24 protein-coding genes are annotated in these 24,529 nt (G+C 58.6%); 3 read left to right on the top strand and 21 right to left on the bottom strand.

Translation table 11 applies throughout. The features are described 5' to 3' along the window. Positions 1-9 precede the first annotated feature (9 nt). From BLW70_RS24320 to minC, 8 genes are all read right to left on the bottom strand, one after another. Positions 10-2,163, bottom strand: a complete 2,154-nt coding sequence (locus tag BLW70_RS24320; RefSeq protein ID WP_074878321.1) for a mechanosensitive ion channel family protein — start codon at positions 2,161-2,163, stop codon at positions 10-12. Between the two features lie 78 nt (positions 2,164-2,241). Then, positions 2,242-2,418: a hypothetical protein gene (locus BLW70_RS30860; protein WP_162842863.1), complete on the bottom strand. Its 177-nt coding sequence runs from the start codon at positions 2,416-2,418 to the stop codon at positions 2,242-2,244. Positions 2,419-2,647: 229 nt separating this feature from the next. Then, the gene (locus BLW70_RS24315) at positions 2,648-3,937 is read right to left on the bottom strand and encodes a M18 family aminopeptidase (protein ID WP_074878319.1); all 1,290 of its coding nucleotides are present in this window, start codon (positions 3,935-3,937) and stop codon (positions 2,648-2,650) included. Positions 3,938-4,039: 102 nt separating this feature from the next. After that, complete coding sequence (locus BLW70_RS24310) at positions 4,040-4,882, bottom strand: lipopolysaccharide kinase InaA family protein (RefSeq protein WP_074878317.1); 843 nt, start codon at positions 4,880-4,882, stop codon at positions 4,040-4,042. A 143-nt stretch (positions 4,883-5,025) separates the two neighbouring features. Then, the gene (locus BLW70_RS24305) at positions 5,026-5,661 is read right to left on the bottom strand and encodes an RluA family pseudouridine synthase (RefSeq protein ID WP_046037585.1); all 636 of its coding nucleotides are present in this window, start codon (positions 5,659-5,661) and stop codon (positions 5,026-5,028) included. A 256-nt stretch (positions 5,662-5,917) separates the two neighbouring features. Further along, on the bottom strand, positions 5,918-6,172 hold the full coding sequence (minE, locus tag BLW70_RS24300) for a cell division topological specificity factor MinE (RefSeq protein WP_007898843.1): 255 nt from the start codon (positions 6,170-6,172) through the stop codon (positions 5,918-5,920). Next, positions 6,172-6,984 (bottom strand): septum site-determining protein MinD, encoded by an 813-nt coding sequence (gene minD, locus BLW70_RS24295; RefSeq protein ID WP_008146172.1) that lies wholly within the window; start codon positions 6,982-6,984, stop codon positions 6,172-6,174. The genes minE and minD overlap by 1 nt, the downstream gene beginning before the upstream one ends. A 201-nt stretch (positions 6,985-7,185) precedes the next feature. Then, a complete protein-coding gene (gene minC / locus BLW70_RS24290; RefSeq protein WP_074880809.1) occupies positions 7,186-7,923 on the bottom strand; it encodes a septum site-determining protein MinC in 738 nt (245 codons plus the stop codon). Positions 7,924-8,041: 118 nt separating this feature from the next. Between minC and BLW70_RS24285 the strand changes: the two genes are divergently transcribed. Both BLW70_RS24285 and BLW70_RS24280 read left to right on the top strand, forming a co-directional pair. Continuing rightward, positions 8,042-8,974 (top strand): lipid A biosynthesis lauroyl acyltransferase, encoded by a 933-nt coding sequence (locus BLW70_RS24285; RefSeq protein ID WP_074878316.1) that lies wholly within the window; start codon positions 8,042-8,044, stop codon positions 8,972-8,974. Positions 8,975-9,008: 34 nt separating this feature from the next. Further along, positions 9,009-10,181, top strand: coding sequence for a patatin-like phospholipase family protein (locus BLW70_RS24280; RefSeq protein WP_074878314.1), 1,173 nt, complete (start codon positions 9,009-9,011; stop codon positions 10,179-10,181). A gap of 109 nt (positions 10,182-10,290) precedes the next feature. Here the strand turns inward: BLW70_RS24280 and BLW70_RS24275 are convergent, their stop codons facing one another. From BLW70_RS24275 to puuE, 8 genes are all read right to left on the bottom strand, one after another. Beyond that, positions 10,291-11,076: an outer membrane protein OmpK gene (locus tag BLW70_RS24275; RefSeq protein WP_074878312.1), complete on the bottom strand. Its 786-nt coding sequence runs from the start codon at positions 11,074-11,076 to the stop codon at positions 10,291-10,293. Positions 11,077-11,450: 374 nt separating this feature from the next. Next, the gene (locus BLW70_RS24270; RefSeq protein ID WP_074878310.1) at positions 11,451-12,236 is read right to left on the bottom strand and encodes an outer membrane protein OmpK; all 786 of its coding nucleotides are present in this window, start codon (positions 12,234-12,236) and stop codon (positions 11,451-11,453) included. A gap of 159 nt (positions 12,237-12,395) precedes the next feature. Continuing rightward, entirely contained in the window at positions 12,396-13,754 is a 1,359-nt protein-coding gene (locus BLW70_RS24265) for a nucleobase:cation symporter-2 family protein (protein WP_074878309.1), read from the bottom strand. Between the two features lie 110 nt (positions 13,755-13,864). Continuing rightward, positions 13,865-15,166 (bottom strand): urate hydroxylase PuuD, encoded by a 1,302-nt coding sequence (locus BLW70_RS24260; protein ID WP_074878307.1) that lies wholly within the window; start codon positions 15,164-15,166, stop codon positions 13,865-13,867. A 50-nt stretch (positions 15,167-15,216) separates the two neighbouring features. Further along, on the bottom strand, positions 15,217-15,720 hold the full coding sequence (locus BLW70_RS24255) for an ureidoglycolate lyase (protein WP_007988150.1): 504 nt from the start codon (positions 15,718-15,720) through the stop codon (positions 15,217-15,219). A gap of 146 nt (positions 15,721-15,866) precedes the next feature. Beyond that, entirely contained in the window at positions 15,867-16,862 is a 996-nt protein-coding gene (gene alc, locus BLW70_RS24250; RefSeq protein WP_074878305.1) for an allantoicase, read from the bottom strand. Between the two features lie 88 nt (positions 16,863-16,950). After that, complete coding sequence (gene uraD, locus BLW70_RS24245) at positions 16,951-17,466, bottom strand: 2-oxo-4-hydroxy-4-carboxy-5-ureidoimidazoline decarboxylase (protein ID WP_074878303.1); 516 nt, start codon at positions 17,464-17,466, stop codon at positions 16,951-16,953. After that, on the bottom strand, positions 17,463-18,389 hold the full coding sequence (gene puuE, locus BLW70_RS24240) for an allantoinase PuuE (protein ID WP_008146148.1): 927 nt from the start codon (positions 18,387-18,389) through the stop codon (positions 17,463-17,465). Before puuE ends, uraD begins: the two co-directional genes overlap by 4 nt. Before the next feature lie 422 nt (positions 18,390-18,811). Here puuE and uraH point away from each other — a divergent pair, with 422 nt between their 5' ends. Continuing rightward, complete coding sequence (uraH, locus tag BLW70_RS24230; protein ID WP_008146146.1) at positions 18,812-19,165, top strand: hydroxyisourate hydrolase; 354 nt, start codon at positions 18,812-18,814, stop codon at positions 19,163-19,165. Positions 19,166-19,350: 185 nt separating this feature from the next. Here uraH and BLW70_RS24225 read toward each other — a convergent pair whose 3' ends face one another. The 5 genes from BLW70_RS24225 to folE all read right to left on the bottom strand — a co-directional run bounded on the left by BLW70_RS24225 (position 19,351) and on the right by folE (position 24,497). Next, complete coding sequence (locus BLW70_RS24225) at positions 19,351-19,977, bottom strand: LysE family translocator (protein ID WP_074878299.1); 627 nt, start codon at positions 19,975-19,977, stop codon at positions 19,351-19,353. A 79-nt stretch (positions 19,978-20,056) separates the two neighbouring features. After that, positions 20,057-21,406, bottom strand: a complete 1,350-nt coding sequence (locus tag BLW70_RS24220; RefSeq protein WP_074878297.1) for an NCS2 family permease — start codon at positions 21,404-21,406, stop codon at positions 20,057-20,059. 471 nt (positions 21,407-21,877) lie between these two features. Continuing rightward, positions 21,878-22,249, bottom strand: a complete 372-nt coding sequence (locus tag BLW70_RS24215; protein ID WP_074878295.1) for a glutathione S-transferase N-terminal domain-containing protein — start codon at positions 22,247-22,249, stop codon at positions 21,878-21,880. 172 nt (positions 22,250-22,421) lie between these two features. After that, complete coding sequence (locus tag BLW70_RS24210; RefSeq protein WP_074873932.1) at positions 22,422-23,846, bottom strand: IS1182 family transposase; 1,425 nt, start codon at positions 23,844-23,846, stop codon at positions 22,422-22,424. Positions 23,847-23,951: 105 nt separating this feature from the next. Continuing rightward, a complete protein-coding gene (gene folE / locus BLW70_RS24205) occupies positions 23,952-24,497 on the bottom strand; it encodes a GTP cyclohydrolase I FolE (protein ID WP_207250594.1) in 546 nt (181 codons plus the stop codon). Positions 24,498-24,529 lie beyond the last annotated feature (32 nt).

The raw sequence follows: 24,529 nt of genomic DNA, 5'->3' as shown, positions 1-24,529 counted from the left end.
TGGCGAGGATTAGCCCGTCACTTGGCCGCCGCCCGCGGTGATCACCTGCACGCTCATGCGTGGTGTCGCCAGGTCGAATCCGGCTTCGTCCAGGTGCCGCTTGAGCGACAGGTTGAACGCTCGGGACACTTCCCATTGCTTGATCGGCGCGGTCTTGAACCGGGCGCGAAGAATTGCGTTGCCTGACTCAAAACTCTCGACACCCTGGATCTCCAGGGGCGACCAGATGTTGCGCCGTTGCAGTGGATCGGTGCGCATCTTCTGGCCGACGTCGCGCATCAGTTTGATCGCGTTATCGATGTCCATGTTGGAAGGTATCGCCACCCGGAAAATCGCGTAGCCGAATTCCCGGGAATAGTTCTTGATGCTTTTGATTTCGCTGAACGGAATGGTATGGACGATGCCGTCAATGTCCCGCAGGCGCACGGTACGAATGGTCAGCCCTTCGACAGTGCCCAGGTGGCCGCCAACGTCCACGTAGTCGTCGATGGCCAGCGAGTCTTCGATGATGATGAACAGCCCGGTGATCAGGTCCGCCACCAGCGACTGTGCGCCGAATCCGATGGCCAGGCCGATCACGCCGGCACCGGCCAGCAAGGGGGTGACGTTCATGCCCATGTTTGCCAAGGCAACAATCAGCGCAATGATGAAAATCGCCACGAACAACACATTGCGAATCAACGGCATCATTGTCTGTGCGCGGGCATTCGCCAGGCCTTTGCGCGAGCGGGTGAGGGCGTGGTGCACGGCGGTGTCGCTGAGAATCCAGATCAGCCAGGCAAAAATCAGCGTGCCGCCGAGGCTGAACAGTTTGACGCTGACTTCATGCCCTTCGCCTTCGGTGAAGCTGATCAGCGACATGCCCCAGACCCGCAGGCCGAGTTCGATGAACGCCAGCCAGACCACCAGGTGGGCGAGTGTGTAGAAAAAGCTTTTCAGGCGATCCGAATACAGGGCATGACGCTTCACGCTGCGCTGTGGCTTGAGTGAATGGCGGCGCACCAGGCCATTGATGACCATGCACAACACCAGCAGCACGGTGCAAATCAGCGACTGACGCAATGCGGTGCTGGTATCGCCGGCCGAGACGAACGTGGCGAACAGCGAAATCCCCACCAGCACCAGCGCCGGCACGTACCAGAAGGTGCCGAGAATTTCGATCGTGTCGCTGAGGGCGCGGCGGGTCAGGCGCCGGGACAACGGTTGGTTGCGGATCAAGTGGGCGATGGGGCGACGGAACCGCAGGATGAACATCCCCGTGGACAACGCCGCCAGTACGTTGGCGACTGTCGCGGCGGTGTGAGCCAAATGACTGCCAAGGCTTTCGACCAGGCGCGGATCGCTCAGGGCTTCACCGAAGGCGGCGAAACTGCCGATCAGCCACAGGGGCCGAAAGGCTTGATGCCGCAGGATGTGCAGGGCGCGGTGGCGGTGTGGGCCGTCGAGCAGCGAAAAGGCGATCACGCAGATTGCCGAAAAACAGGTGCCGACCACCAGCGCATACGCCAGCACCATGGCCAGGCTTTTGCCCAATGACGAAGGCAGGGCGTAGCTCATGTAGACCGTGATGACCAACGCAATCAGCCACGGTCCGAGTTTGCGCAGGGCGAAGCGCAACATGTCCAGGGCCTTGGGGTGCTGCGGCAGTTCTTCGGTGAGGCCGAAGCGCATCCGCACCCGGTGGCTGATCCAGATCAGCGCCGCCGCCAGCAAGCTCCAGAGCATCAGGATCAGGGCGAAGGCAAAGATGATCGGCAGCCATTCATTGGCCGGCAGCACCAGCGCTGTCAGTTCATCCTCAGCCAGTTTGAATTCTTCAGACCAGCGCGTGAGAGGGCTGTCCGCGCCTGAAAACTGTTTTTCGAAACTGGCCAGGGTGCCACCGATCAGTCCCAGTACGCCTGCTTCGGCGACCGGCTGGGCCTTTTTGGTGGCGTCGCGCAGCTTCTTCAGATCCGCCAGCAATTGGGCGCGTTGCTGATCGTTCTCCAGCGACTTGATGACTTCGTCCAGGGATTGTCCCAAGGGCTCTTGCGCCTCAGGCTGTTTTGCCGAGCTGTTGAGCAGGCCAGGCAAGCCGACCGCCTGGGCAGGCGTCATCGGCAGCAGCGTCATGAGGCAGACAAGGAACAAACATGGCAGGGCAAAAAGACGAGCGAACACTAGGCGGTCAACCTTGGAATGAGCAGATCGACCGAGTGTACGAGCCCGTCAAAATCAATGCGAGCCAGGGCTGGGGATTTATTCGTTGAGTTTGGCGAGGATCTTGAAAACCACGGTGGCGAGGATCGTCAACATGCCGATCCACATCGCGAACACGCCGAGGTTTTTATCGCGAAAATTGAAGCCGATTGCCAACATGACCATCCCGGAGAGAATTGGAATCAGCATGGCGTGAAACGAAGATAACGAGATCATGGGCGACTGCCTTGTCAAAGGGGTAGTTAAAGTCTAGGCGGCTTTTGGGCGACCGGTGGTGAGGTGTATCCGAGAGCGGCGAGACCACTGTGGCGAGGGAGCTTGCTCCCGCTCGGTTGCGCAGCAGCCGCAAACACCTATACATGCGGTGTTCCTGAAACACCGCATCAGTGGAATTCGGGGCTGCTTCGCAGCCCAGTGGGAGCAAGCTCCCTCGCCACAGGGTTTGTTACGGCAGTTCGCGGCAAGCGTAAAACGCGCTCAGCACTTTGACCAGGTGTGCCAGGTCATGGCTGCCGCACAATTCGCGGATCGAGTGCATGGCGAAAGTTGGCAGGCCGATGTCGACGGTGCGCACGCCCAGGTGGCTGGCGGTGATCGGGCCGATGGTCGAGCCGCAACCCATGTCGCTGCGCACCACGAAGCTCTGTACCGGCACTTCTTCGGCCATGCACAGGTGACGGAAGAACCCGGCGGTTTCGCTGTTGGTGGCGTAGCGCTGGTTGCTGTTGACCTTGATCACCGGGCCGGCGTTGAGTTTCGGACCGTGGTTGGCATCGTGCTTGTCGGCGTAGTTGGGGTGCACGCCGTGGGCGTTGTCAGCCGAGACCAACAGGGACTTCTGAATGGTGCGCACGAACTCATCGCCTTCAGGCAGCAGGCGACGCAGTGTCTGCTCCAGCATCGGGCCGTCGGCACCGCAGGCCGAGCAGGAACCGACTTCTTCGTGATCATTGCAGACCAGCACGCAGGTTTCGTCGGTTTCGGTGGTCAGCAAGGCTTGCAGGCCGGCATAACACGACAGCAGGTTGTCCAGGCGCGCGCCGGCAATAAAATCGCCATGCAGGCCGATGACCGCAGCGCTTTGGGTGTCGTAGAAGCTCAGCTCATAGTCGAGCACCACGTCGGCGTTCAGGCCATGTTCGCGGGCAAGTTGATCGGTGAGCACGGCACGGAAGTCCACGCGCTCGTCACCGGCAAATTGCGCGAGGATCGGCGGCAGTTCGGTCTGGGCGTTGATCGCCCAGCCCATGTTGGCTTCACGGTTCAGGTGAATGGCAAGGTTAGGGATGATGGCGATCGGCGCCTTGAAGTCGACCAGTTGGCTCTCGACCTTGCCATCACGGCGGAAGGTCACGCGGCCGGCCAGGGACAGGTCGCGGTCGAACCATGGCGCCAGCAATGCGCCGCCATAGACTTCGACGCCCAGTTGCCAGAAGCCCTGGCGTTGCAGTTCCGGCTGGGGTTTGACCCGCAGGCACGGGCTGTCGGTGTGCGCGCCAACCAGGCGAATGCCGCCGTGCAGGGGCGAATGACGGCCCATCTTGAACGCGACGATCGATGAGTCGTTACGGGTTACGTAGTAACGGCCATTGGCTTCGGTGGCCCATGGCTCGCGCTCGTCAAGGCGTTGAAAGCCTGCCGCTTCCAGGCGCTGAACAAGGCTGGCGGTGGCATGGAATGGGGTAGGGGAGGCCTTGAGGAAATCGATCAGGCCTTGGTTCAACTCTTCGCGCATAAGTAGCTCCAGACAGCAATGGCGCAAGTTTAACGTATTGGCTCACGGCATTGCAGAGACAATGCCGTTCGACGTACGCCGGCTGCTGGCTGGTGAAGAGTATTAGCCGGTGATCAGCTTGCCCTTGAGGAACACTTCGCGACGTTGCTTGCGGCCTACATGCTCATGTTTGCTCGCGAGGTAAACCTCATTGAATTTTTCCTTCGAGATCCCCGGAATCTGTCGGATGTATTCGTCCACCAGGCGGTCATAGGCGGCTTCGGTGATGAGCTTGTAGATGTCCCGGCGATAGAAGAAGCCCAGTTGAAAACCCAGGGTTTCGCTTTGATGGTTTGTCTGGCCGGCAAAGCAGTTTTCAAAGTCGATGGCTTTGAGCTGAGTCTGTGGTGTTTGCCGGATCATGATGTTGCCAGCCCAGAAATCCATGTGCGTGATGTTTTTGCGCGCCAATGAGCTCAACAAATCGAAGGCGTCGAGAATGAATGTCTCGACGTTGTCCGGGTTGCGTTTAAGCCATTGCACGCCGTCGATATGGTCGTCGAGCAGGCGCGTGATAATGAAATATTCCTGGGTCAGCCCCAGTCGGTCCTTGGTGTAACCGAACCCTTGCAGCGGCGGCATCTGCACGCCACGGCGCTGTGCTTCGAGCGTATTGATCAATTCTTCCAGCGGCCAGTCGAATCGGCCATTGCGCTGTGGTTTGCCAAAGGTCACGCGCATTTTTGCCTTCAAGGTATCCAGCGGCTGGACCTTGGCAAACAGCGGCGTATCGCCGGAAGCCAGCGGCGCACTGGCACGGGTGAGCTTGTGCGCGCGTCGTTTGTGTATGAGCTGTTCAAGCGCCTGTTGTGCTTCGGCTGAAGGCTGCTCGCTAAAGTGCAGGGTGGTGTTGAACAGGCAGAAGGTGAATGGGTAGTCGTCTTGGAATGTCTTGTTGCTGAGCACGAGGGGCTTCCTGCCTGCTATCAAAGTGATGGCAGTTTACGTTTCATTACAAATTCATGACAATAATTTCACATTATTTTCACTTCTATTTGTAACAAAAAAACGCCCTTCAATTGAAGGGCGTTTTTAGATTCTGCGGTTGCTTAAAAAGGAGCGGGACATTCAAAGCGCAAGCGCTCGCCGCTTTGCGGATGAGTGAAGCTGAGCATGCTTGCGTGCAAGCAGAGTCGTGGCCAGGCTGCCAGTGCTTGCTCGTGGGCATACAGCCCGTCCCCCAGCAGAGGGTGGCCGATGGAAAGCATGTGCACGCGCAACTGATGGGAGCGGCCGGTGATCGGCGTCAATTCGACCCGACACCAATCGCCACAACGTTCCAACACCCGCCAGAAGGTCAGGGCATGTTTGCCGAACTCATGGTCCACGACGTGGCGTGGCTTGGTCGGCGGGTCGTAGCGCAAGGGCAGATCGATGCTGCCACTGTCCAGCTCCGGTTGTCCCCAGCACAGTGCGGTGTAGGCCTTTTCGGTTTCACGGTCGTGAAATTGCCGAGACAGCTCGCGATGCGTGTCCGGATCACGGGCCAACAGAATAATGCCGGAGGTTTCCCAGTCCAGACGATGGACGATTCGCGCTTCCGGGTAGCCGTTTTCTTGCAGGCGGGTAATCAGGCAATCCTTGTTGTCATCCGCCCGGCCAGGGACAGAGAGCAATAGGGTCGGCTTGTTCACCACCAGTACGGCGGCGTCCTGATGGATGATATGGATGTTGGACAACGGCATTAAAACAGCCTCGTAACAAACGCCAACGGCGGCTCAGGCCTCACACCCGTAGGAGCGACCTGTGGCGAGGGGGCTTGTCGGAACGCCGCATCGCCCCGTTGGGCTGCGAAGCAGCCCCAAAACTTTCGGTGTACCGAAAGTCCTGTGAGTGCTGCGCACTCAAACGGGGCGATGCGGCGTTCCGACAAGCCCCCTCGCCACAGTTCGCCCCTACAGGATCTGGAAGGCTGAACCGCCGTAGCTCCCGCCGGATCGACTAGCGATCTGGCAGGGTGATATTGAGTTCCAGAATCGAGCAGCTGCCCTGGTTTTCCAGAGCGACGTGCACGTCATCGGACCCGATATTGACGTACTTGCGGATGACCTCGACCAATTCCTTCTGCAAGGCTGGCAGGTAGTCCGGTGTACTGCGTTGGCCGCGTTCGTGCGCCACGATAATCTGTAGACGCTCTTTCGCTACCGACGCGGTGCTGACTTTTTTGCTGGCACGAAAGAAGTCAAAAAGATTCATTATCTACCTCCAAACAGGCGCTCGAAGAATCCCTTCTTCGTTACATCGAGAAAACGATGCTCCACGTTCTTGCCCAGCAGGCGATCGACCGCATCGCTGTATGCCTGACCGGCATCGCTCTGGTCGTCGAGAATGACCGGCACGCCTGAGTTGGAAGCCTTGAGTACGGCCTGGGATTCTGGAATGACACCCAGCAGGGCGACCGCCAGAATCTCTTTGACGTCTTCGACGCCGAGCATTTCGCCGTCACTGACTCGTTGCGGGTTGTAGCGGGTCAGCAGCAGGTGTTCCTTGATTGCCTCTTCGCCCTTTTCCGCGCGGCGCGATTTGCTGGCCAGCAGGCCGAGCATGCGGTCCGAGTCACGAACCGAGGACACTTCCGGGTTGGTCACGATAATCGCTTCGTCTGCGAAGTACATGGCCAGGTGAGCGCCTTTTTCGATACCGGCCGGCGAGTCGCAGACCACGTATTCGAAGTCTTCTTTGAGCGCCATCAACACTTTTTCCACGCCTTCCACGGTCAGCGCGTCTTTATCGCGAGTCTGACTGGCGGCCAGTACGTAGAGGTTTTCCAGGCGTTTGTCTTTGATCAGGGCTTGTTGCAGGTTGGCTTCGCCGTTTACCACGTTGACGAAGTCATACACCACACGGCGCTCGCAACCCATGATCAGGTCGAGATTACGCAAACCGACGTCGAAGTCGACGATAACTGTTTTGTGACCGCGCAGTGCGAGGCCGGTACCGATAGCAGCACTGGTGGTGGTCTTACCCACACCACCCTTGCCGGATGTAACCACGAGAATCTTGGCCAAGGTGTTTCACCCCTAAGGAAAAAGGACATTTAGCCCCTGAAAAACATCTCTAGAAAAACTACTGCAGTCGGACAGCCTTGGCTGGAATTCGGCCCAGAGCGGCGCTTACCTCGGGTAAACACTGCTTATGGCCTTTTTCCTACTTCGTTTGAGCCGTTTTCGCTACGTTTTAGAGATGTTTGGAAAATGCGGCAGTATCCGTTAAAGCCGAATGATGTTCAACACATCGCCCGACAGGCTGACCTGTACGCCCGCGCCCCACAAAGGGTCGCGACGCAGATCCTCCGAAACCTTGTAGTGCCCTGCAATGGAGACCAGTTCAGCGCTCATTTGCTGACAGAAAATCCTGGCTTTCGTGTCGCCTTTGACACCGGCCAACACTCGACCACGCATCGGGCCGTATACATGGATGTTGCCATCGGCGAGAAGTTCCGCCCCCGGGCTGACTGAGGAAATCACCACCAGATCGCAGCCCTGGGCATAAATCTGCTGCCCACCGCGTACGGGGGAGGTGATGATCTTCGTTGGCTTGATTGTCGGCTCCGGCGGTTTTTCCGGTTTTTTCGGAACTTGGCCTTCGAGCGGGTCCAGCGGACGCTCACGGGCACCGGACGGTGGCAGCACCGGCAGGTCGACCGCAATGGCCGCGGCAATGTCTTCGATACGGCTGGCACGGATCGCCAGGGTGCGCAGGCCATGCTGGCGGCAGACGCGCATCAGGCTCGGCAGATCGACCGCGCCTTCGCCGGCCGGGAGTTTGTCCAGGGCCAGCACCAGTGGCGCGTTACTGAAAAAGTTAGGCGCCTGGGCGACCTTGGCGGCCAGTTGACGATCGAGGTTCTCGAGGTCGTTACGAGCCAGTTCCAGCACCGTAATGGCGAGCATGCTGCCCTTCAGCTGGAACACGGGATCTTGGTCTAGCGGTTCGGTTTGGCTCATGGTCGGCATACAACGACTTGTCACTAAAAGTGCCGAGACTTATAACGAGAACGCCCGCGAGCCGCAAGCCGGGTCGAACGATGTAGAATGCGCGGCCATTGTCTTTCCGGAACCTTTAATGGATCGCCCGCGTTTTCGAACAGCATTTCTATCTCCACGTTTCTGGCCGCTGTGGTGTGGCTTGGGGCTGTTGTGGCTGATTGTCCAGCTACCGTATCCGGTGTTGCTGTCGATCGGTCGCGCCCTGGGTGCATTGATGTATCGAGTAGCGGGCGACAGACGGCGCATTGCCAAGCGCAATCTCGAACTGTGTTTCCCTGAAAAAACCGCTGCCGAGCGCAAGCGCCTGCTCAAGGAAAACTTCGCCTCAACGGGCATCGCGTTTTTCGAAATGGCCATGAGCTGGTGGTGGTCGCGCGAGCGTCTGGCGAAGCTGGCCCATGTCGAAGGGTTGGAGCATTTGAAAAAAGCCCAGCGCGACGGCAAAGGCGTGATCCTGATGGCCGTTCACTTCACCACGCTGGAAATCGGCGCGGCCTTGCTCGGCCAGCAGCACACCATTGATGGCATGTACCGCGAACACAAGAATCCATTGTTCGACTACGTCCAGCGCCTGGGGCGCGAGCGGCACAACGTCGATTCGCTGGCGGTGGAGCGTGACGACGTGCGCGGCATGCTCAAATTGCTGCGCGCAGGCCGGGCAATCTGGTACGCACCGGACCAGGACTACGGCGCCAAGCAAAGTATCTTCGTGCCGCTGTTCGGGATTCAGGCTGCAACCGTCACCGCCACCAGCAAGTTCGCGCGGTTGGGCAAGGCGCTGGTGGTGCCGTTCACTCAGGAACGTCTGGCGGACGGCAGCGGTTATCGACTGGTGATTCATGCACCGCTCGAGGGCTTTCCCGGCGAAACCGAAGAGGCCGATTGCCTGCGGATCAACCAATGGATCGAAGGCGTCTTGCGCGAATGTCCGCAGCAATACCTCTGGGCGCATCGCCGCTTCAAGAGTCGTCCACCGGGCGAACCGAAGCTGTACGCAAAACGCGGTTGAACCACCGTCCTTATAAGCACCATGGAGTGTTGCGATGAGTCCTGCTGAACCGGTAACAGGGTTGATTCTTTCCGGCGGCGGGGCTCGGGCGGCTTATCAGGTCGGTGTGCTGGCGGCGATTGCCGAGCTGTTGCCGGTGGGGGCGAGCAATCCTTTTCCGGTGATCGTCGGCACTTCGGCCGGCGCAATCAACGCGGTCAGCCTCGCCAGTGGGGCGATGGATTTTCGGGGTGCGATTCAACGTTTGACAGCCTTCTGGCAGGGCTTTCGCAGTCATCTGGTGCTGCGCAGCGACTGGCCGGGCGTGATCCACCAGGCCAGCCGTTTTGTCAGCCACAGTTTGCTCGGGATTGGCGCTCAGGTGCCGGTGGCTTTGCTCAACAGTTCGCCGCTGCGTGGGCTGCTCGACGACAAACTGCAGATGAGCGGGATTGCCGAGGCCATTGCACAGAAGCAGTTGCAGGCGGTTGCGGTGACCGCGTTCGGCTACGAGTCCGGTCAGGCCGTGACCTTTTATCAGGGCGGCGGCACCATCGATGCCTGGTTGCGCCATCGGCGGATCGGCGTTCCCACGCAATTGACGGTCGATCACTTGCTGGCCAGTTCGGCCATTCCGCTGTTGTTTGCGCCTGTGAAAATCGGTGAAGAGTATTTCGGCGACGGCGCGGTACGCCAATCGGCACCGATCAGCCCGGCGCTGCACCTGGGCGCCAGCCGAGTGCTGGTGGTGGGCGTCAGCGGCAACCCCCGCGGCGTCGACCCGGAACAACCGCTGCAACGCGCCTACACCGGCCAGCAACCGAGCCTGGCACAAATCGGTGGGCACATGCTCAACAGCACGTTCATTGACAGCCTGGAAAGTGACATCGAGTTGCTGCAGCGGCTCAATCAGTTCAGTCATCTGCTGCCCGATGGCACGCCTACGCGTGCGCTGGGTGTGGCGCCGATAGATGTGCTGGTGATTTCGCCGAGTCAGCCGATCGATGAGATTGCGGCGCGGCATCGGCAGGAGTTGCCGGCGGCGCTGCGTCTGTTTCTGCGCGGGCCGGGGGCGACCAAGACGAGCGGGGCGGGGGTGCTGAGTTATCTGCTGTTCGAGGCGGGGTATTGCAGCGAATTGATTGATTTGGGGCGGCGGGATGCGTTGGCCAAGCGCGGGGAGTTGTGTCGGTTTCTCGGGTTGGCGGAGCCTGTGGTTTCGGCTTGAGATTTTTTGTGTTGCGGCCATTCGCGAGCAGGCTCGTTCCCACAGTTGAAATGCATTCCAATGTGGGAGCGAGCCTGCTCGCGATGGCGTCCTTACAGACGCCGCCGAATCAGAAGTGCACCTTGACCAGGAAACTGGTCACGCTCTGATCGGTCTTGAAACCCTGGCTGTCTTCGATGCCGTACTTGTTTTTCCAGTAGTCATACTCGACACCCACGTACAACTGCTTCTCGCCCAGGTTCAGCGCCTTGCCCAGGTCGTATTTGACCTGTGGATTGAAGTGCAGGTTGGCGTGGTATTCGCCTTTTTTGTTGACGTCGTTGTCGACCACCCAGTCCATGAAACCATCGACCAGGATGTTCGAATCGCCCACCGGGATGGTGTAGGACCAGACCGGTGTGACCTGCCAGATATTGTCCCCCGGGCGGTCGCCTTCGGTATGACGGTTGTAGAAGTTCAGCTGGAAGTAATCAAAGCCGGGGATGGCCAGGTCAAAAGCAGGACCGATCAGGTAGGACTCGGTATCGTCTTCACCAAACTCGTACGTCATGGCCAGCAACACGTCCTTGATCGGGCCGAACTCGAGTTTCTGATCGAAGATCTTGCCGAACGACAGGCGCGGGCTGATTTCACCGTAGTAAGTGTTCTCACCGGCGAAGGAATCTTCCTTGCCGTTGTAGAAAATCTTGTCGACGAACACGAAGTTGTCGCCGTATTTCCAGCCATCGGCGTGTTCGAAGGTCACGGTCTGCTGAATGCGCGGGTTGACCTGGAAGTCCTTGCCATACAGGTAGGTCAAGCTGTTGTTCTGCCATTGCAGCAAGTCGCCGGCCATGGCCTGCCCCCCGGCCAGCAAAGATCCCGCCAGCATCAGGCTAGTGCACGTACGTTTCATTCGGTTGCTCCCAAAAAGTAGGTGTTCCACGTTATTTTTCTAAGGTCGGCGCTCTGGTGTGGCGCCTTTTTCTGTCGCTGTAAAAAATCATCCAATCGGTCAGCTTCAGTGCTGTTAGCAAGAGCTGAGCCAAGGCTTTTGAAAAGCCAAAAAACTCCCGCTCGGCGGCTCAAGAGCAGTCGATTGAGAGTGTTTTTGGAGTGCCTTGGTACCGTCCAGGGCCGGGATAAGTTGGCTTTCTGGTCAGGAATTAAATCCGGGCTTTTTTTTAGACCAGATTCGGGCGGCCGCGGAGAATACTGACTCCTTGGCCAGGTCTCAAGTGCCCCGCAACAGCGCACCGACGACAGGTTTGGAGCACCGTTGCGGATCATTTAGAAGTGCACCTTCACCAGCAGGCTGGTGGTGTTTTCATTGGTGTCGAAGCGGGTGCTGTTTTCGATGCCGTATTTGTCTTTCCAGTAGCTGTATTCGGCGCCGACGTACACCTGTTTCTCTCGCCAGCCCAGGGCTTTCCCCAGGTCATATTTGATCTGTGGGTTCACGTGCAGGTTGGCGTGGTAGGTGCCCTGTGAGTTCTGGTCGTTATCGACGACCCAGTCGATGTAGCCGTCGATCAGCAGGTTCGAGTTGCCCAATGGCAGGGTGTAGGACCAGGCCGGCGTGATTTGCCAGACATCGTCGCCGGGACGCGAGCCTTCGGTCTGGCGATAGTAGAAGTTCAAGGTGAAAAAATTGAAGCCCGGCACCGCGAGGTCGAAACCGGGGCCGATCAGATAGGCCTCGGTGTCGTCTTCGCCATTCTCGTAGGTCATGGCCAGCAACACGTCCTTGATCGGGCCGAACTCGAAACGGCGGTCGAGGATTTTGCCGAAAGACAGGCGTGGACTGAACTCGCCGTAGTAGGCGTGAACGCCTTTGTTGCGGTCTTTCTCGCCGTTGTAGTAAGTGCTGTCGACGAACAGGAAGTTGTCGCCGTACTTCCAGCGGTCGGCGTGCTCAAAGGTTATCGTCTGCTGGATCGACGGGTTGACCGCGAAATCCTTGCCATACAGATAGCTCAGGCTGTTGGTCTGCCACAGCAGCAGATCGCCGGCCATGGCCTGACTGGCGGCCAATAGACCACCGCCTAACAGCATGTTTGTCTGTGTCCGAATCATCTGTTGCTCCCTCTTGTTTTTATTTTTCAAGGCGCAGGAGTTTCCACTGTGGGAGCGAGCCTGCTCGCGATGGCGTCGGTTCAGTCAACATCGATGTTGAATGTGATATCGCTATCGCGAGCAGGCTCGCTCCCACAGGGGGCTTGTGGCGTTGGTGGATCAGTGCGGGTGCGCGTGGCAGTCGTTGATGGCCGCGCGTTCGGCGCCGCCGAGGATGTTGAACAGCAGGTTCAGCGACAGCGCACTGAGCGTGGCCATGGCGATGCCGCTGTGGGTGATCGGGCTCATCCACAGCGGAAGGTGAGCGAAGAATTCCGGACGGACCACCGGAATCAATCCCATACCGATGCTCACCGCCACCAGCAACTGGTTGCGACGGTCGCCGATGTCGGCTTCCTGAAGAATCTTGATGCCAGTGGCGGCGACCATGCCGAACATCGCAATGGCCGCACCGCCCAGTACGGCGGGTGGAATCGAGGCCACCAGAAACGCCGCTTTCGGCAACAGACTCAACATCACCAGCAAACCGCCGGCGACGATGGTCACCGAGCGGCAACGCACGCCAGTCATCTGCACCAGGCCGATGTTCTGCGCGAAAGAGGAATGGGTGAAGGTGTTGAAGAAACCGGCGAAGAACGAAGCGCCGGCATCACACAACAAACCGCGGCGCAGCATCCGTGGGCAAACGTCCTGGCCGGTAATTTTGCCCAGCGCCAGGAACATCCCGGTGGACTCGACGAAGATGATCACCACCACCAGGCACATGGACAGGATCGGCGCGAGTTCGAACTTCGGCATGCCGAAATGCAGCGGGGTCACGAATTGCAGCCACGGCGCCTGGGCCATGCCGCTCAGGTCGACCATGCCAATCAGGCCGCAGAGCACGTAACCCAGGCACATGCCGATCAGCACGGAAATGTTGACCCAGAAACCGCGCATGAAGCGGTGGACCAGCAGAATGGTGGCCAGTACCAGCGCGGCGATGGCCAGGTAAATCGGCGAGCCGAATTGTGCGGCACCGGCACCACCGCCGGCCCAGTTCACGGCCACGGGAAACAGCGACAAACCGATCGAGGTGATGACCGTACCGGTCACCAGCGGCGGGAAGAAGCGTACGACTTTGGACATGAACGGCGCGATGATCATGCCGAAGAATCCGGCGGCGATGGTCGCGCCGAAGATCCCTTGCAGACCGATGCCAGGCATGCCGGCCATGGCGACCATGCTGCCCACTGCGGCGAAACTGGCGCCCATCATCACCGGCATGCGAATGCCCATGGGGCCGATGCCCAGGGACTGCACGATGGTCGCGATCCCGGCTACCAGCAGGTCGGCATTGATCAGGAAGGCGATTTCTTCACGACTCAGGCCAGCGGCCTGTCCGATGATCAGCGGCACCGCGATGGCTCCGCCGTACATCAACAGAACGTGTTGCAGGCCGACCAGGATCAGTTGCAAAAGGGGCAAACGCTGAATGGCGGGTGCGTCGGGGATGCGGGCTTTGGTTAGCTCGGACATGCAACACCTCGGATCTTTTTTATTCTTGTGATGTTTGTATCAGGGGACCTGTGGCGAGGGAGCAAGCTCCCTCGCCACAAAAGCCCGCTTGTTACAGGCTTTTGTGTTGCTTAGTTGGTGGGGGCCCCCTGCACAATCCAGGCACCGATCAGGTCACGTTCCTGCTGGGTCATCTGGGTGATGTTGCCCAGTGGCATGATCTGGCTGGTGACGGCTTGCGCCTGGATGCGCGCCGCGTTCTGGCGGATCTGCTCGGGGGTGTCGAGCATCACGCCGGCCGGTGCAGCACTGAACAGCGGACTGGTCGGTTTGGCAGAATGGCAAACCGTGCAACGTTCCTGAATCACGCTGTGCACCTTGTCGAAACCGGGGCCGGCGTTGGACGCCTGAGCCGGTGCAGCGGCAGGTGCAGCAGGTTTCGCCGCTTCAGGTTTCACGCCACCACCGAGGGCAGTTTCCGGCAACGGCTGGTACTCGATGGTGCCAGGCGCCTTGGCCACTTCAGGTGCGCTGGACATCTGCGCCGGGCCAGTCACGTAAGCCAGGCAAATCATGCCCACTGCCGCGGCGGGCAGGGTCCAGGCAAATTTGTGGCTGTCATGACGGGTGTTGAAGTAGTGACGCACCAACACCGCCAGCACCGCGATCCCGGCCAGGATCAGCCAGTTGTATTGGCTGCCGTAGGTGCTCGGGAAGTGGTTACTGATCATGATGAACAGCACCGGCAAGGTGAAGTAGTTGTTGTGACGCGAACGCAGCAAGCCTTTGGCCGGCAGCGCCGGATCCGGCGTGCGGTTTTCGGCAATCGCGGCAACCAGTGCGCGCTGGGCCGGCATGATGATGCGGAACACGTTGCCGACCATGATGGTGCCGATGATCGCGCCGACGTGCAGGTACGCACCACGACCGCTGAACACTTTGCTGAAGCCGTAAGCGGCGCCAATGATCAGCACGAACAGGATAAAGCCAAGCAGGGCAGGACGTTTGCCCAGGGCCGAGTCGCAGAGGAAGGAGTAGACGAACCAGCCGACGAACAACGAGGCAATGCCCAGAGCGACCCCTTCAGGGCCGGTCAGGCTGCTGCCCGGTGCCAGCAGGTACAGCGTCGGGTTGGAGTAGAACACCACGCACAGCAGCGCGACCCCCGACAGCCAAGTGAAATAGGCTTCCCATTTGAACCAGTGCAGGTTGTCCGGCATGGTCGGTGGAGCCAGTTTGTATTTTTCCAGGTGGTAGATACCGCCGCCATGGATCGCCCACAAATCGCCCGCCAGACCGTTTTTCGGGTTGACCCGATTGAGGTTGTTTTCCAGCCAGACGAAATAGAACGACGCACCGATCCAGGCCACGCCAGTAATCATGTGAACCCAGCGCACGCTCAGGTTCAGCCATTCCAACAGATGTGCTTCCACAGTCTTTACCTCTCGCCTGTCACTCTGTTGTCGAGTGATCAGACCTTCTCTTATTGGTGGGGGGCAAGGATCAAACGCTCATCCTCTTTGAAAAAATGCTCATCGCAGTTGTTGCCTGTGCCACTGCGATCAACCACCAGGAAGTCATCCCGCTTTTCGATCGTCAGCACCGGATGGTGCCAAACGCCGCGATGGTAATTAATGCCCTGCCTGCCGTTGGTGACGAAGGCGCGGACCAAGCCTGATACAGGTTCATCGCCAAGTGGCGCGACCACGATCAGAAAGGGGTTGCCGAGCAGCGGAATGAAGGCCTGGCTGCCCAGCGGGTGACGCTCCAGCATGCTGACGGTCAGCGGCATGTCCTGCGCGTCGGCGCGGAAAATGCTGATGATCGCCTTGTCCTCTGGCGTGGCGGTTTCCACCGTCGCCAGTTTGTGAAAGCGCATGGTCGAACCGTTGTTGATCATGAAGTGATCGCTGCCGTCGGTTTCGATCACGTCACCGAAAGGGGCGAAGGCTTCTTTGGTCAGCGGTTCAATCGTCAATGTGCGCATGCTGGTCTTCTTTTCGTTGAGTTCTGTTGATCGTTCCCACGCTCTGCGTGGGAATGCAGCCCGTGACGCTCCGCGTCACATCCAAAGCGGACGCAGAGCGTCCATTGATGCATTCCCACGCGGAGCGTGGGAACGATCATTACGGCTTATTTAGCGACCTTGCCCAAAACCCGCAGGCGGCTAACACCGCCATCCGGGAACACGTTCAGGCGGATGTGGGTGATCGGCCCCAGCGCCTTGATCTGTTCGGCGAAGGTGTGTTCGGCGTGCATTTCCAGTTTCTGCGCCGGCAGCAATTCGCGCCAGAACAGCGATTGGGTTTCGATCTGGCTGTCGGTGCCGCCCTTCACGAACGCGCCCTGGATCGAGCACGTGTCCGGGTAGTTGCCCTTGAAGTGCAGGGTGTCGACGATGACTTTCTCGATCTCGCCGGCATGGCCCAGTGCGACGATCACCCAGTCATTGCCCGGCGTGCGACGACGTGCAGTTTCCCAGCCGTCGCCCATGTTGATGCCGCGGCCCGGGTTGAGGATGTTGCTCATGCGCCCGAAGTGTTCGTCGGAGCAGGCGAGGGCGCGGCCACCGTTCAGGGCTGCTGCCAGGTCAACTTGCTCGTTGTCGCCCACAGCGGACCAGTCGCGGAACGGAATACCGTAAACACGCAGACGGGCCACGCCACCATCCGGGTAGATGTTGAAGCGCAGGTGGCTGAACGCCTTGTCATTGCTGATTTCGTGGTAGTGGTGGCTGTTGCCTTGCAGCTCGACGGCGGACAGCACTTCAGTCCACTGGGTGTTTTCGTCCGGCTCGCCCGAAGCGAGGAAGCAGGCTTCCAGCGAGGCCGACGGCGGGAAGTTGCCGGTGAAGAATGAAGTGTCGATGTCCACGCCCTTGATCGAACCCGGAACGCCCAGGCGGATCACCGCGCTGTCGTAGCCTTCGAAGCGCTTGCGGCGCGACTCCCAGCCGTCCATCCACTTGCCGTTGTCATCGAACACGCCCTCCTTCCACACAGCCGGGGTCGGCTGGAACAGGCGGTTGGCATCAGCGAACCAGTCATCGGTGACCGAGATGATTTTGGTGCCCAGACGGGCGTCGGCCAGGTTGACGAACTTCTCGAAAGGTACGGCGTAAGCTTTCATTCTTCTTGTCTGCCTTTAATTAGTTGGCTTGGGATGCTCGCAGGGCCCTGGGCGTTTTCCGCGTTTTTTAACACTCGGGCCAAGTTCGCTATAGGGTCAGTAATCGGAACAGGGCGATCTTGTTGATCTCCGCCAGCGCGCACTTGAACTCGGTGTCTTCCGGGTTGTGAATGCGCGTTTCGAACGCCGCGAGGATCTGATGCCGGTTGCTGCCTTTTACCGCCATGATGAAGGGAAACTTGAACTTGGCCTTGTAGGCGTCGTTCAGCTCGGTGAAGCGTTGAAACTCTTCGGCCGTGCATTGGTGAATACCGGCGCCAGCCTGTTCATTGGTGCTGGCTTCGGTTAGTTGGCCCTGGACGGCAGCTTTGCCGGCCAGGTCCGGGTGAGCGTTGATCAGGGCCAATTGGCTTTCGTGATCGGCGCTCAACAGGATGTCGCTCATGCGCTGGTGCAGGGTTTCGATCTGGTCGATCGAAGCGTCCTGGCCCAGGTCGAAGGCCTTCTCGGCCACCCATGGCGAATGTTCGTAGATGTCGGCGAAGGCCGCGACAAACGCGTCGCGGCTCAGGGTCGAGGGCTTCAGGGTTTGGAAGTGGCTCATTTCGCGGCCCCTTGATACGGGTGGGTTTCGTGCCAGTGGCGAGCGATGTCGACGCGACGGCTGAACCACACCTGTTCATGACTTTTAGCGTATTCGATAAAGCGTTTGAGCGAGGCCAGACGCGCCGGGCGGCCGATCAGCCGGCAGTGCAGGCCGATCGACAACATCTTCGGTGCTTCGGCACCTTCGGCGTACAGCACGTCGAACGCGTCTTTCAGGTATTCGAAGAAATCGTCGCCCTTGTTGAATCCCTGGACCTGGGTGAAGCGCATGTCGTTGGTGTCCAGCGTGTACGGGATCACCAGGTGCGGCTTGCCGGTCGGGTTGTTCGGTTCCCAGTAGGGCAGGTCGTCGTCGTAGGTGTCGCAGTCGTAGAGGAAACCGCCTTCCTCCATCACCAGTCGACGGGTGTTCGGGCCCGTGCGGCCGGTGTACCAGCCCAGTGGGCGCTCGCCGGTGATTTCGGTGAGGACGCGGATCGCTTCGAGCATGTGCTCGCGTTCTTGCGCTTCGTCCATGTATTGGTAGTCGATCCAGCGATAGCCGTGGCTGCAGATTTCGTGGCCGGCATCGACCATCGCGCGGATCACGTCCGGGTGACGCTGGGCGGCCATGGCCACGGCGAAGATGGTCAGCGGAATGTCGAATTCCTTGAACAGTTTCAGAACCCGCCAGACGCCGGCACGGCTGCCATACTCGTAAAGGGATTCCATGCTCATGTTGCGCGCGCCTTGCAGCGGCTGCGCCGAGACCATTTCTGAAAGGAAGGCTTCGGATTCTTTATCGCCGTGCAGGATGTTGCGCTCGCCGCCTTCTTCGTAATTGAGCACGAAGGACAAGGCGATGCGGGCATTGCCCGGCCAGTGTGGGTGAGGAGGGTTACTGCCGTAACCGATCAGGTCGCGTGGGTAGTCAGCGCTCACTGCAGTCTTCCTTCTTATTCGTGGTAACAGTTTGTGTGCGCGGCCTGGCGATGAGTTGCAAGGCTGGCGTCACAGCGATGGGCTGATTGTATACAACTTTATATCCACTTTGTAAGCCTGTTTTTTTGCATTTTTCATTGATTGTCATCTACACATGTTATTGCAAGAAACCTGCCTGACTGGTCAGCTAATAGATGAAAGGTCCTTTGGCTCTATGGCTCAGCGACAGATTCAGCGGCAATTCCTGTATGACGGCGATGGCGGTAAATATGTTGTTTTTATTGTGTACAATTTTTTTGAAAAGTGTCTTAATCAGTCGCTCGCCGCAGCGTTTCGTGCTCCGAATCGGTGCGGTCTCCTTTTCAACTGACTTCGGGAGGCGCGAGGTCTGACTGCTCCACGCAGGCAGGCGCGCAGAATCAATGGGACGTTTGACTACTCACGTTTTAGACGCTGCACATGGTTGCCCGGGCAGCTCGATCAAGGTCGAGTTGTACCGCGTTGAAGGTTCGCAGCTGGAATTGGTCGCCACTGCGATAACCAACAGCGACGGTCGGGTCGATGCACCGCTACTGCAAGGCGATGACTACCGGTCCGGGGTCTATCAGGTTCAGTTTCATGCGGGCGATTACTACCGCGCCCGTGGCGTTCAACTGCCAGAACCGGCGTTCCTGGATGTGGTGGTGCTGCGTTTTGGCATCTCTGCGGAACAGGATCACTACCATGTGCCGTTGCTGATTTCGCCTTATAGCTATTCGACCTACAGAGGAAGCTAGACTCCCCCAAGAATCTGCGCATAAAGCTTCTTTGGTCTTTCGCCCGCTCACACTGCGGGCTTTTTTTTTGCCTGGAGAAATGTGCTGTCCGTGCCGACGTAATCGCTAGCAGGCTAGCTCCCACAGGGATGTGTGAACGCCGCAAATCCAATATGGGAGCTAGCCTGCTAGCGATGCTTTTGACGTTAGCGGCTCAACAAGGATGCCGCGCCCGCACCACTGAACAACCCGGCACTCACCCGGTTAAACCAACTCTGCCCCTTGCCGCTGCGCAAATACCGCGCCGCACCATGGGCACCCAGCCCATAAGCCAATTTGCACAGCAGATCCAGCACGGTCCAGGTCACAATCATCACCAGCAACTGCGGCAGGAATGGCTGCTCGGCACTGAGGAACTGCGGGAGGAAAGCGGCGAAGAACAGGATGTCTTTCGGGTTGCTGGCGCCCAACATGAACGCGCGCCCGAACAGTGCGCGAAAGCGTGGCACTGGGGCAGCCTGGGGCACTTCAGCGCCGTGGGAGGGCAGACGCGATTGCTGCCAGCTCTGCCAGGCCAGGTAGAACAGGTACAGCGCCCCGACGACCTTCAGCGCGCTGAACAACTGTTCCGATGCCAACAGCAAGGCGCCTAAACCCAGCGCCGACGCACTGAGCAAGCAGATCGACGCAATCACGCCCCCCAGAAACGCCGGGTAAGAACGGCGCAAACCGTAATTCAGACTGTTGCTGATCATCAGCAAAGACAGTGGCCCCGGGATCAGGATCACCACCAGCGCAGCGCCGCTGAACAGCAGCCAGGTTTCCAGACTCATCACTTTCCTCCATTTGCACAAAAGCCTCACCCGACGGGGTGAGGCTGTTTTGAAACACTGTTTTCGAAACGTAGACGGCTTACAAGAAAACGAACTTGGCGATGAAAATCGCGCAGAGCACCCACAGACTGACGGAAATTTCCTTGTGTTTACCGGTGAAAGCCTTCAGCACCACGTAAGTGATAAAGCCCAGCGCGATGCCGTCGGCGACCGAGAAGGTCAGGGGCATCATGATCGCGGTAACGATCGCCGGAATGCTGTCGGTCGCCTCGTCCCATTCGATATGCGCCATGCCGCCCATCATCAGCATCGCCACATAAATCAGCGCACCGGCGGTGGCGTAAGCGGGGATCATGCCAGCCAGCGGTGCGAAAAACATTGCGGCAATAAATAGCACACCTACGGTCACAGCGGTAAGACCAGTCCGACCACCCGCGGCGACACCCGCGGCACTTTCCACGTAGCTGGTGACTGGCGGAACACCGACCACCGCACCGAATACACTGGAAGCACTGTCGGCCTTGAGGGCGCGGGAAAGGTTTTCGATCTTGCCGTCAGCGTTTACCAAACCGGCGCGCTGGGCGACGCCCATCAGGGTGCCGGCGGTGTCGAACATGTGCACAAAGAGGAAGGCCAGCACCACGCTGATCATGCTGATATTGAATACACCGGCGACGTCCATGGCCATCCAGGTCGGTGCCAGGCTCGGCGGGGCGGACATGATGCCCTCGTAGTGCACCAGGCCCAGGCCCCAACCCGCCAGGGTGACGGTGATGATGCTGATGAGAATCGCGCCAAACACTTTGTGGTAGCTGAGTACGGCGATCATCAGGAAGCAGATGGCGGCCAGCAGCGGGCCAGGTTCGCGCAGGGAGCCGAGTTTGATCAGGGTAGCCGGGCTATCAACCACGATGCCCGCGGTTTTCAAGCCTATCAGCCCCAGGAACAAGCCCACGCCGGCACCCATGGCAAAGCGCAAACTCACCGGGATGCTATTGAGCAGCCATTCGCGGATCCGCGAAAAAGTCAGAAACATGAACAACACACCGGAAACAAACACCGCGCCAAGGGCGGTTTCCCAGTTGTAACCCATGGTGCCGACCACGGTGTAAGTGAAGAAGGCGTTGAGGCCCATGCCCGGCGCGAGCCCGACCGGCCAGTTGGCGTACAGGCCCATCAACAGGCAACCCAGCGCGGCGGCGATGCAGGTGGCGACGAACGCGGCACCGTGATCGATCCCGGCATCGGCCATGATGTTGGGGTTGACGAAGATGATGTAGGCCATGGTGATGAAGGTTGTCAGACCGGCAATCAGCTCGGTCTTCACCGTGGTGCCATGCAAGCTGAGTTTGAAGATGCGCTCCAGCCAGCCATTGCGTATTGGCGGCGAGAGTTCCAGCGTCGGGGCTTCGGATTTGCGGCTTTCCACAGCGAGTACTCCTCAAGAGTTTTATTGTTATTTCCAGGGCCGGACCCATGAGGGTGGCAGCGACCCTTTGAGGTACTTGCGAATTTGTTGACCGCTTGGTCAGGAACTCGCACGAAGTGGATTATGCTTTTGTATACAAATAAAGCAAATAATGTTTTTGATTTTGTAGACGAAAAGTTTGGCAATAGGGATATATCGCCGCAGAGGTGCGCTGGATGGACGAAGGATTCACGTGGCTGGCAGGCTGCTGAGTCAGGGCCGGCGGGAAAAGCGGCTCGAGGGGGAGGGTAGAAACGAATAAACCGGCGCAAGGGCCGGTTTATTTTTTGTCTGGAGTTTTGTGGTGACTGTGCCGGCCTCTTCGCGAGCAAGTCGGATCGCCGCACCGCCGCTCCCACAGTTGATCGCATTCTAATGTGGGAGTGGGCTGGGCTTGCTCGCGAAGGCGTCACTCAGAACAGCACAAAACCATCAGGCTGCGGCGAACCGCTTGTCCAGATAATCGATGATCACCTTGGACTCGTACATCCAGGTGGTCTGGCCGTTCTCTTCGATGCGCAGACATGGAACCTTGATCTTGCCGCCCTGTTCCAGCAGGGTCTGGCGATCCTGTTCGTTGTTCTTCGCGTCGCGCAACGCCACCGGCACGTTCAAGCGGCGCAGGGTGCGGCGGGTTTTCACGCAGAACGGGCAGGCGTGGAACTGATACAGGGTCAGGTCCTTGGCAGCCGTGTTGACCTGAGCCTGAACCTCGGCAGGGCGCTGCTTTTTGCTTGGGCGGGTGATGAAGTCGATGAAGATGATCAGTTGGCCAAGGCCGACACGAAGCGCTTTAACGAACACGGTATAAGCCTCACAGGGGCAAACAGAAGGCGCGCAGCTTACCTGATTTTCGCAGGCGAAAAAAAACCGGCGATGAATCAGACTGTGTGAAAACGTAGTTTGCGGCGGCGTAAAGCAGATGCCCCGACTTGTCGGGGCATTTGCTTTACCGGAAAAAAAAATAAAGGGCCTCTCAGCCCATCAGCGCTATCAGCTTTTGTGCTCCCAGCACCTGGATAGCCCTTTTCAAGTTGTAGGCCTGTACCGCTAGCGCCATTTCTGCGCGAGTCCCCTTCAACTGGCGCAGCAAAAACCGGCCATTTCCGAAGATCCAGTGCTTTAGGTTGCCGAAGGGATGTTCGACGATGGATCGGCGATTGACCATCATCTCGGGATGGGCCTTCATTCGCTGTTCCATTCGCTCAAACGCCGCTTCATGGGCATGGCGCATCAGATAGCGACGCTGAGCCTTGGTGCAGCGGCTTTTCAGCGGACATTTCCCGCAGTCGCTGATTGCCGCCTGGTAGATTCGATCGCCTTTGTTCAGCTGTTTAAGTGTCAGTGGTTTGCCAGCGGGGCACTGATATTGATCAGTATCTTTGTCGTAGCTGAAGTCTGTCCGGTCAAAGTACTGCTCCTCACCACTGGTAGGGTTGTTGGCCCTGTTCGGTGGAACAAAAGCGGTGATCGCCGCGTCCTCGCACGCCTGGAACTGGGCGCCATTGGAGTAACCTGCATCCGCTGTGACGCAGAGTTTTGTTTGCTGCAGCTCATCTTTAGCGGCCTTGGCCATCGGTTCGAGTTGGCGGTTATCGGTGCCTTCCTGAGTGACTTCGTGGTGCAAAATCAGGCAGTGCTTCGCATCCACAACACTTTGAACGTTGTAAGCCACCAGCGGGACGGAGGCCGTTCGCATTTTTTGCGCATCGGACTCGCCAACAACGTGTTGAGTCAGACCTTGAGCTTGCATCAGCACTTGGCAGGTCTGGTTATTGGCCTTTTTTACCTGCAACTCGGCTAGCGCTTTCTGTACCGCTGAGCGGTCGATCGACTCTCCTTCTTCGTCGCGATCCGCTTCATCGAGTTGTGCCAGGTAACGCGCAATCTTCTTGTCGAGCGCCGCTTCCCGGTGCTCGAGTTTTTTTGTTGTCAGGTGTTTGCGGCTGGAAGCGACCGCCTGAAACTTGCTGCCGTCGATGGCCACCAACTCTCCGGCAATCAGACCAGCCTGGCGGCAGAATCGAACGAAGGCACGACAGGTTGCGGTGAACGCGGCGCTGTTGTCGCGCCGAAAATCAGCAATGGTTTTGAAGTCAGGTGCCAGTCGGCCCAACAACCACATGACCTCCACATTGCGCCGACACTCCGCCTCCAGTCGCCGCGACGAACGAATGCGCTGAAAATAGCCGTACAGATAGAGTTTGAGCAGGTCGGCGGGATCGTACGAAGGACGCCCAGTGGCCTTGGGTCTGGCTTTATCAAAGCCCAAATGCTCGAAGTCCAGAAGAGCAATGTAGGCTTCGATCACCCGTACCAGATGGTCGTCAGGAATGAGCTCGTCCAGCGAGAGTGGAAAAAGCGCGCTCTGGGAGCGGTTTTCACCTTGGATATAGCGCATAAGAAAAATGCCCGTATCTTGCGATACGAGCATTTTCTTCAACCGGCCAACAGATTGCTAGGTTTTCACACAGTCTGATGAATGCCGGTTTTCTTCTGCTGCGAATTACTTGATCAGGCTGAGAAACTCGCTACGGGTGGCCGCGTTTTCGCGGAACTCACCCAGCATCACCGACGTGATCATCGTCGAATTCTGTTTCTCCACACCGCGCATCATCATGCACATGTGCTTGGCCTCGATCACCACTGCAACGCCCAGGGCGCCGGTGACTTGCTGGACCGCATCGGCGATCTGGCGGCTGAGATTTTCCTGGATCTGCAGGCGGCGTGCGTACATGTCGACGATCCGCGCGACTTTCGACAGGCCCAATACCTTGCCGCTCGGGATGTAGGCGACGTGAGCCTTGCCGATAAACGGCAGCAGGTGATGTTCGCACAACGAATAGAGCTCGATGTCCTTCACCAGCACCATTTCGCTGTTGTCGGAGCTGAACAAGGCACCGTTGGTGACCTCTTCCAGTGTCTGTGCATAACCGCGGCAGAGGTACTGCATGGCTTTGGCGGCACGTTTTGGCGTGTCGAGCAGGCCCTCGCGGGAGGCGTCCTCGCCCAATTGGCCGAGAATCGCGGTGTAGTTCTGTTCCAGTGTCACAGAGGCTGATTCCATAAGGGTTTCAGAGGGGT

It is taken from the genome of Pseudomonas frederiksbergensis (assembly GCF_900105495.1).
Classification (GTDB): domain Bacteria; phylum Pseudomonadota; class Gammaproteobacteria; order Pseudomonadales; family Pseudomonadaceae; genus Aquipseudomonas; species Aquipseudomonas frederiksbergensis.
This window is presented reverse-complemented; position numbering and strand designations above follow the sequence as displayed.

Bases quoted from the DNA above. Each gene is read 5' to 3' on its own strand.
- BLW70_RS30860 (WP_162842863.1), bottom strand. From the start codon at position 2,418: ATGATCTCGTTATCTTCGTTTCACGCCATGCTGATTCCAATTCTCTCC.
- BLW70_RS24315 (WP_074878319.1), bottom strand. From the start codon at position 3,937: ATGCGCGAAGAGTTGAACCAAGGCCTGATCGATTTCCTCAAGGCCTCC.
- BLW70_RS24305 (WP_046037585.1), bottom strand. From the start codon at position 5,661: ATGCCGTTGTCCAACATCCATATCATCCATCAGGACGCCGCCGTACTG.
- minE (WP_007898843.1), bottom strand. From the start codon at position 6,172: ATGAATCTTTTTGACTTCTTTCGTGCCAGCAAAAAAGTCAGCACCGCG.
- minC (WP_074880809.1), bottom strand. From the start codon at position 7,923: ATGAGCCAAACCGAACCGCTAGACCAAGATCCCGTGTTCCAGCTGAAG.
- BLW70_RS24285 (WP_074878316.1), top strand. From the start codon at position 8,042: ATGGATCGCCCGCGTTTTCGAACAGCATTTCTATCTCCACGTTTCTGG.
- BLW70_RS24280 (WP_074878314.1), top strand. From the start codon at position 9,009: ATGAGTCCTGCTGAACCGGTAACAGGGTTGATTCTTTCCGGCGGCGGG.
- BLW70_RS24275 (WP_074878312.1), bottom strand. From the start codon at position 11,076: ATGAAACGTACGTGCACTAGCCTGATGCTGGCGGGATCTTTGCTGGCC.
- BLW70_RS24270 (WP_074878310.1), bottom strand. From the start codon at position 12,236: ATGATTCGGACACAGACAAACATGCTGTTAGGCGGTGGTCTATTGGCC.
- BLW70_RS24265 (WP_074878309.1), bottom strand. From the start codon at position 13,754: ATGTCCGAGCTAACCAAAGCCCGCATCCCCGACGCACCCGCCATTCAG.
- BLW70_RS24255 (WP_007988150.1), bottom strand. From the start codon at position 15,720: ATGCGCACATTGACGATTGAACCGCTGACCAAAGAAGCCTTCGCCCCT.
- alc (WP_074878305.1), bottom strand. From the start codon at position 16,862: ATGAAAGCTTACGCCGTACCTTTCGAGAAGTTCGTCAACCTGGCCGAC.
- uraD (WP_074878303.1), bottom strand. From the start codon at position 17,466: ATGAGCCACTTCCAAACCCTGAAGCCCTCGACCCTGAGCCGCGACGCG.
- uraH (WP_008146146.1), top strand. From the start codon at position 18,812: ATGGGACGTTTGACTACTCACGTTTTAGACGCTGCACATGGTTGCCCG.
- BLW70_RS24225 (WP_074878299.1), bottom strand. From the start codon at position 19,977: ATGAGTCTGGAAACCTGGCTGCTGTTCAGCGGCGCTGCGCTGGTGGTG.
- BLW70_RS24210 (WP_074873932.1), bottom strand. From the start codon at position 23,846: ATGCGCTATATCCAAGGTGAAAACCGCTCCCAGAGCGCGCTTTTTCCA.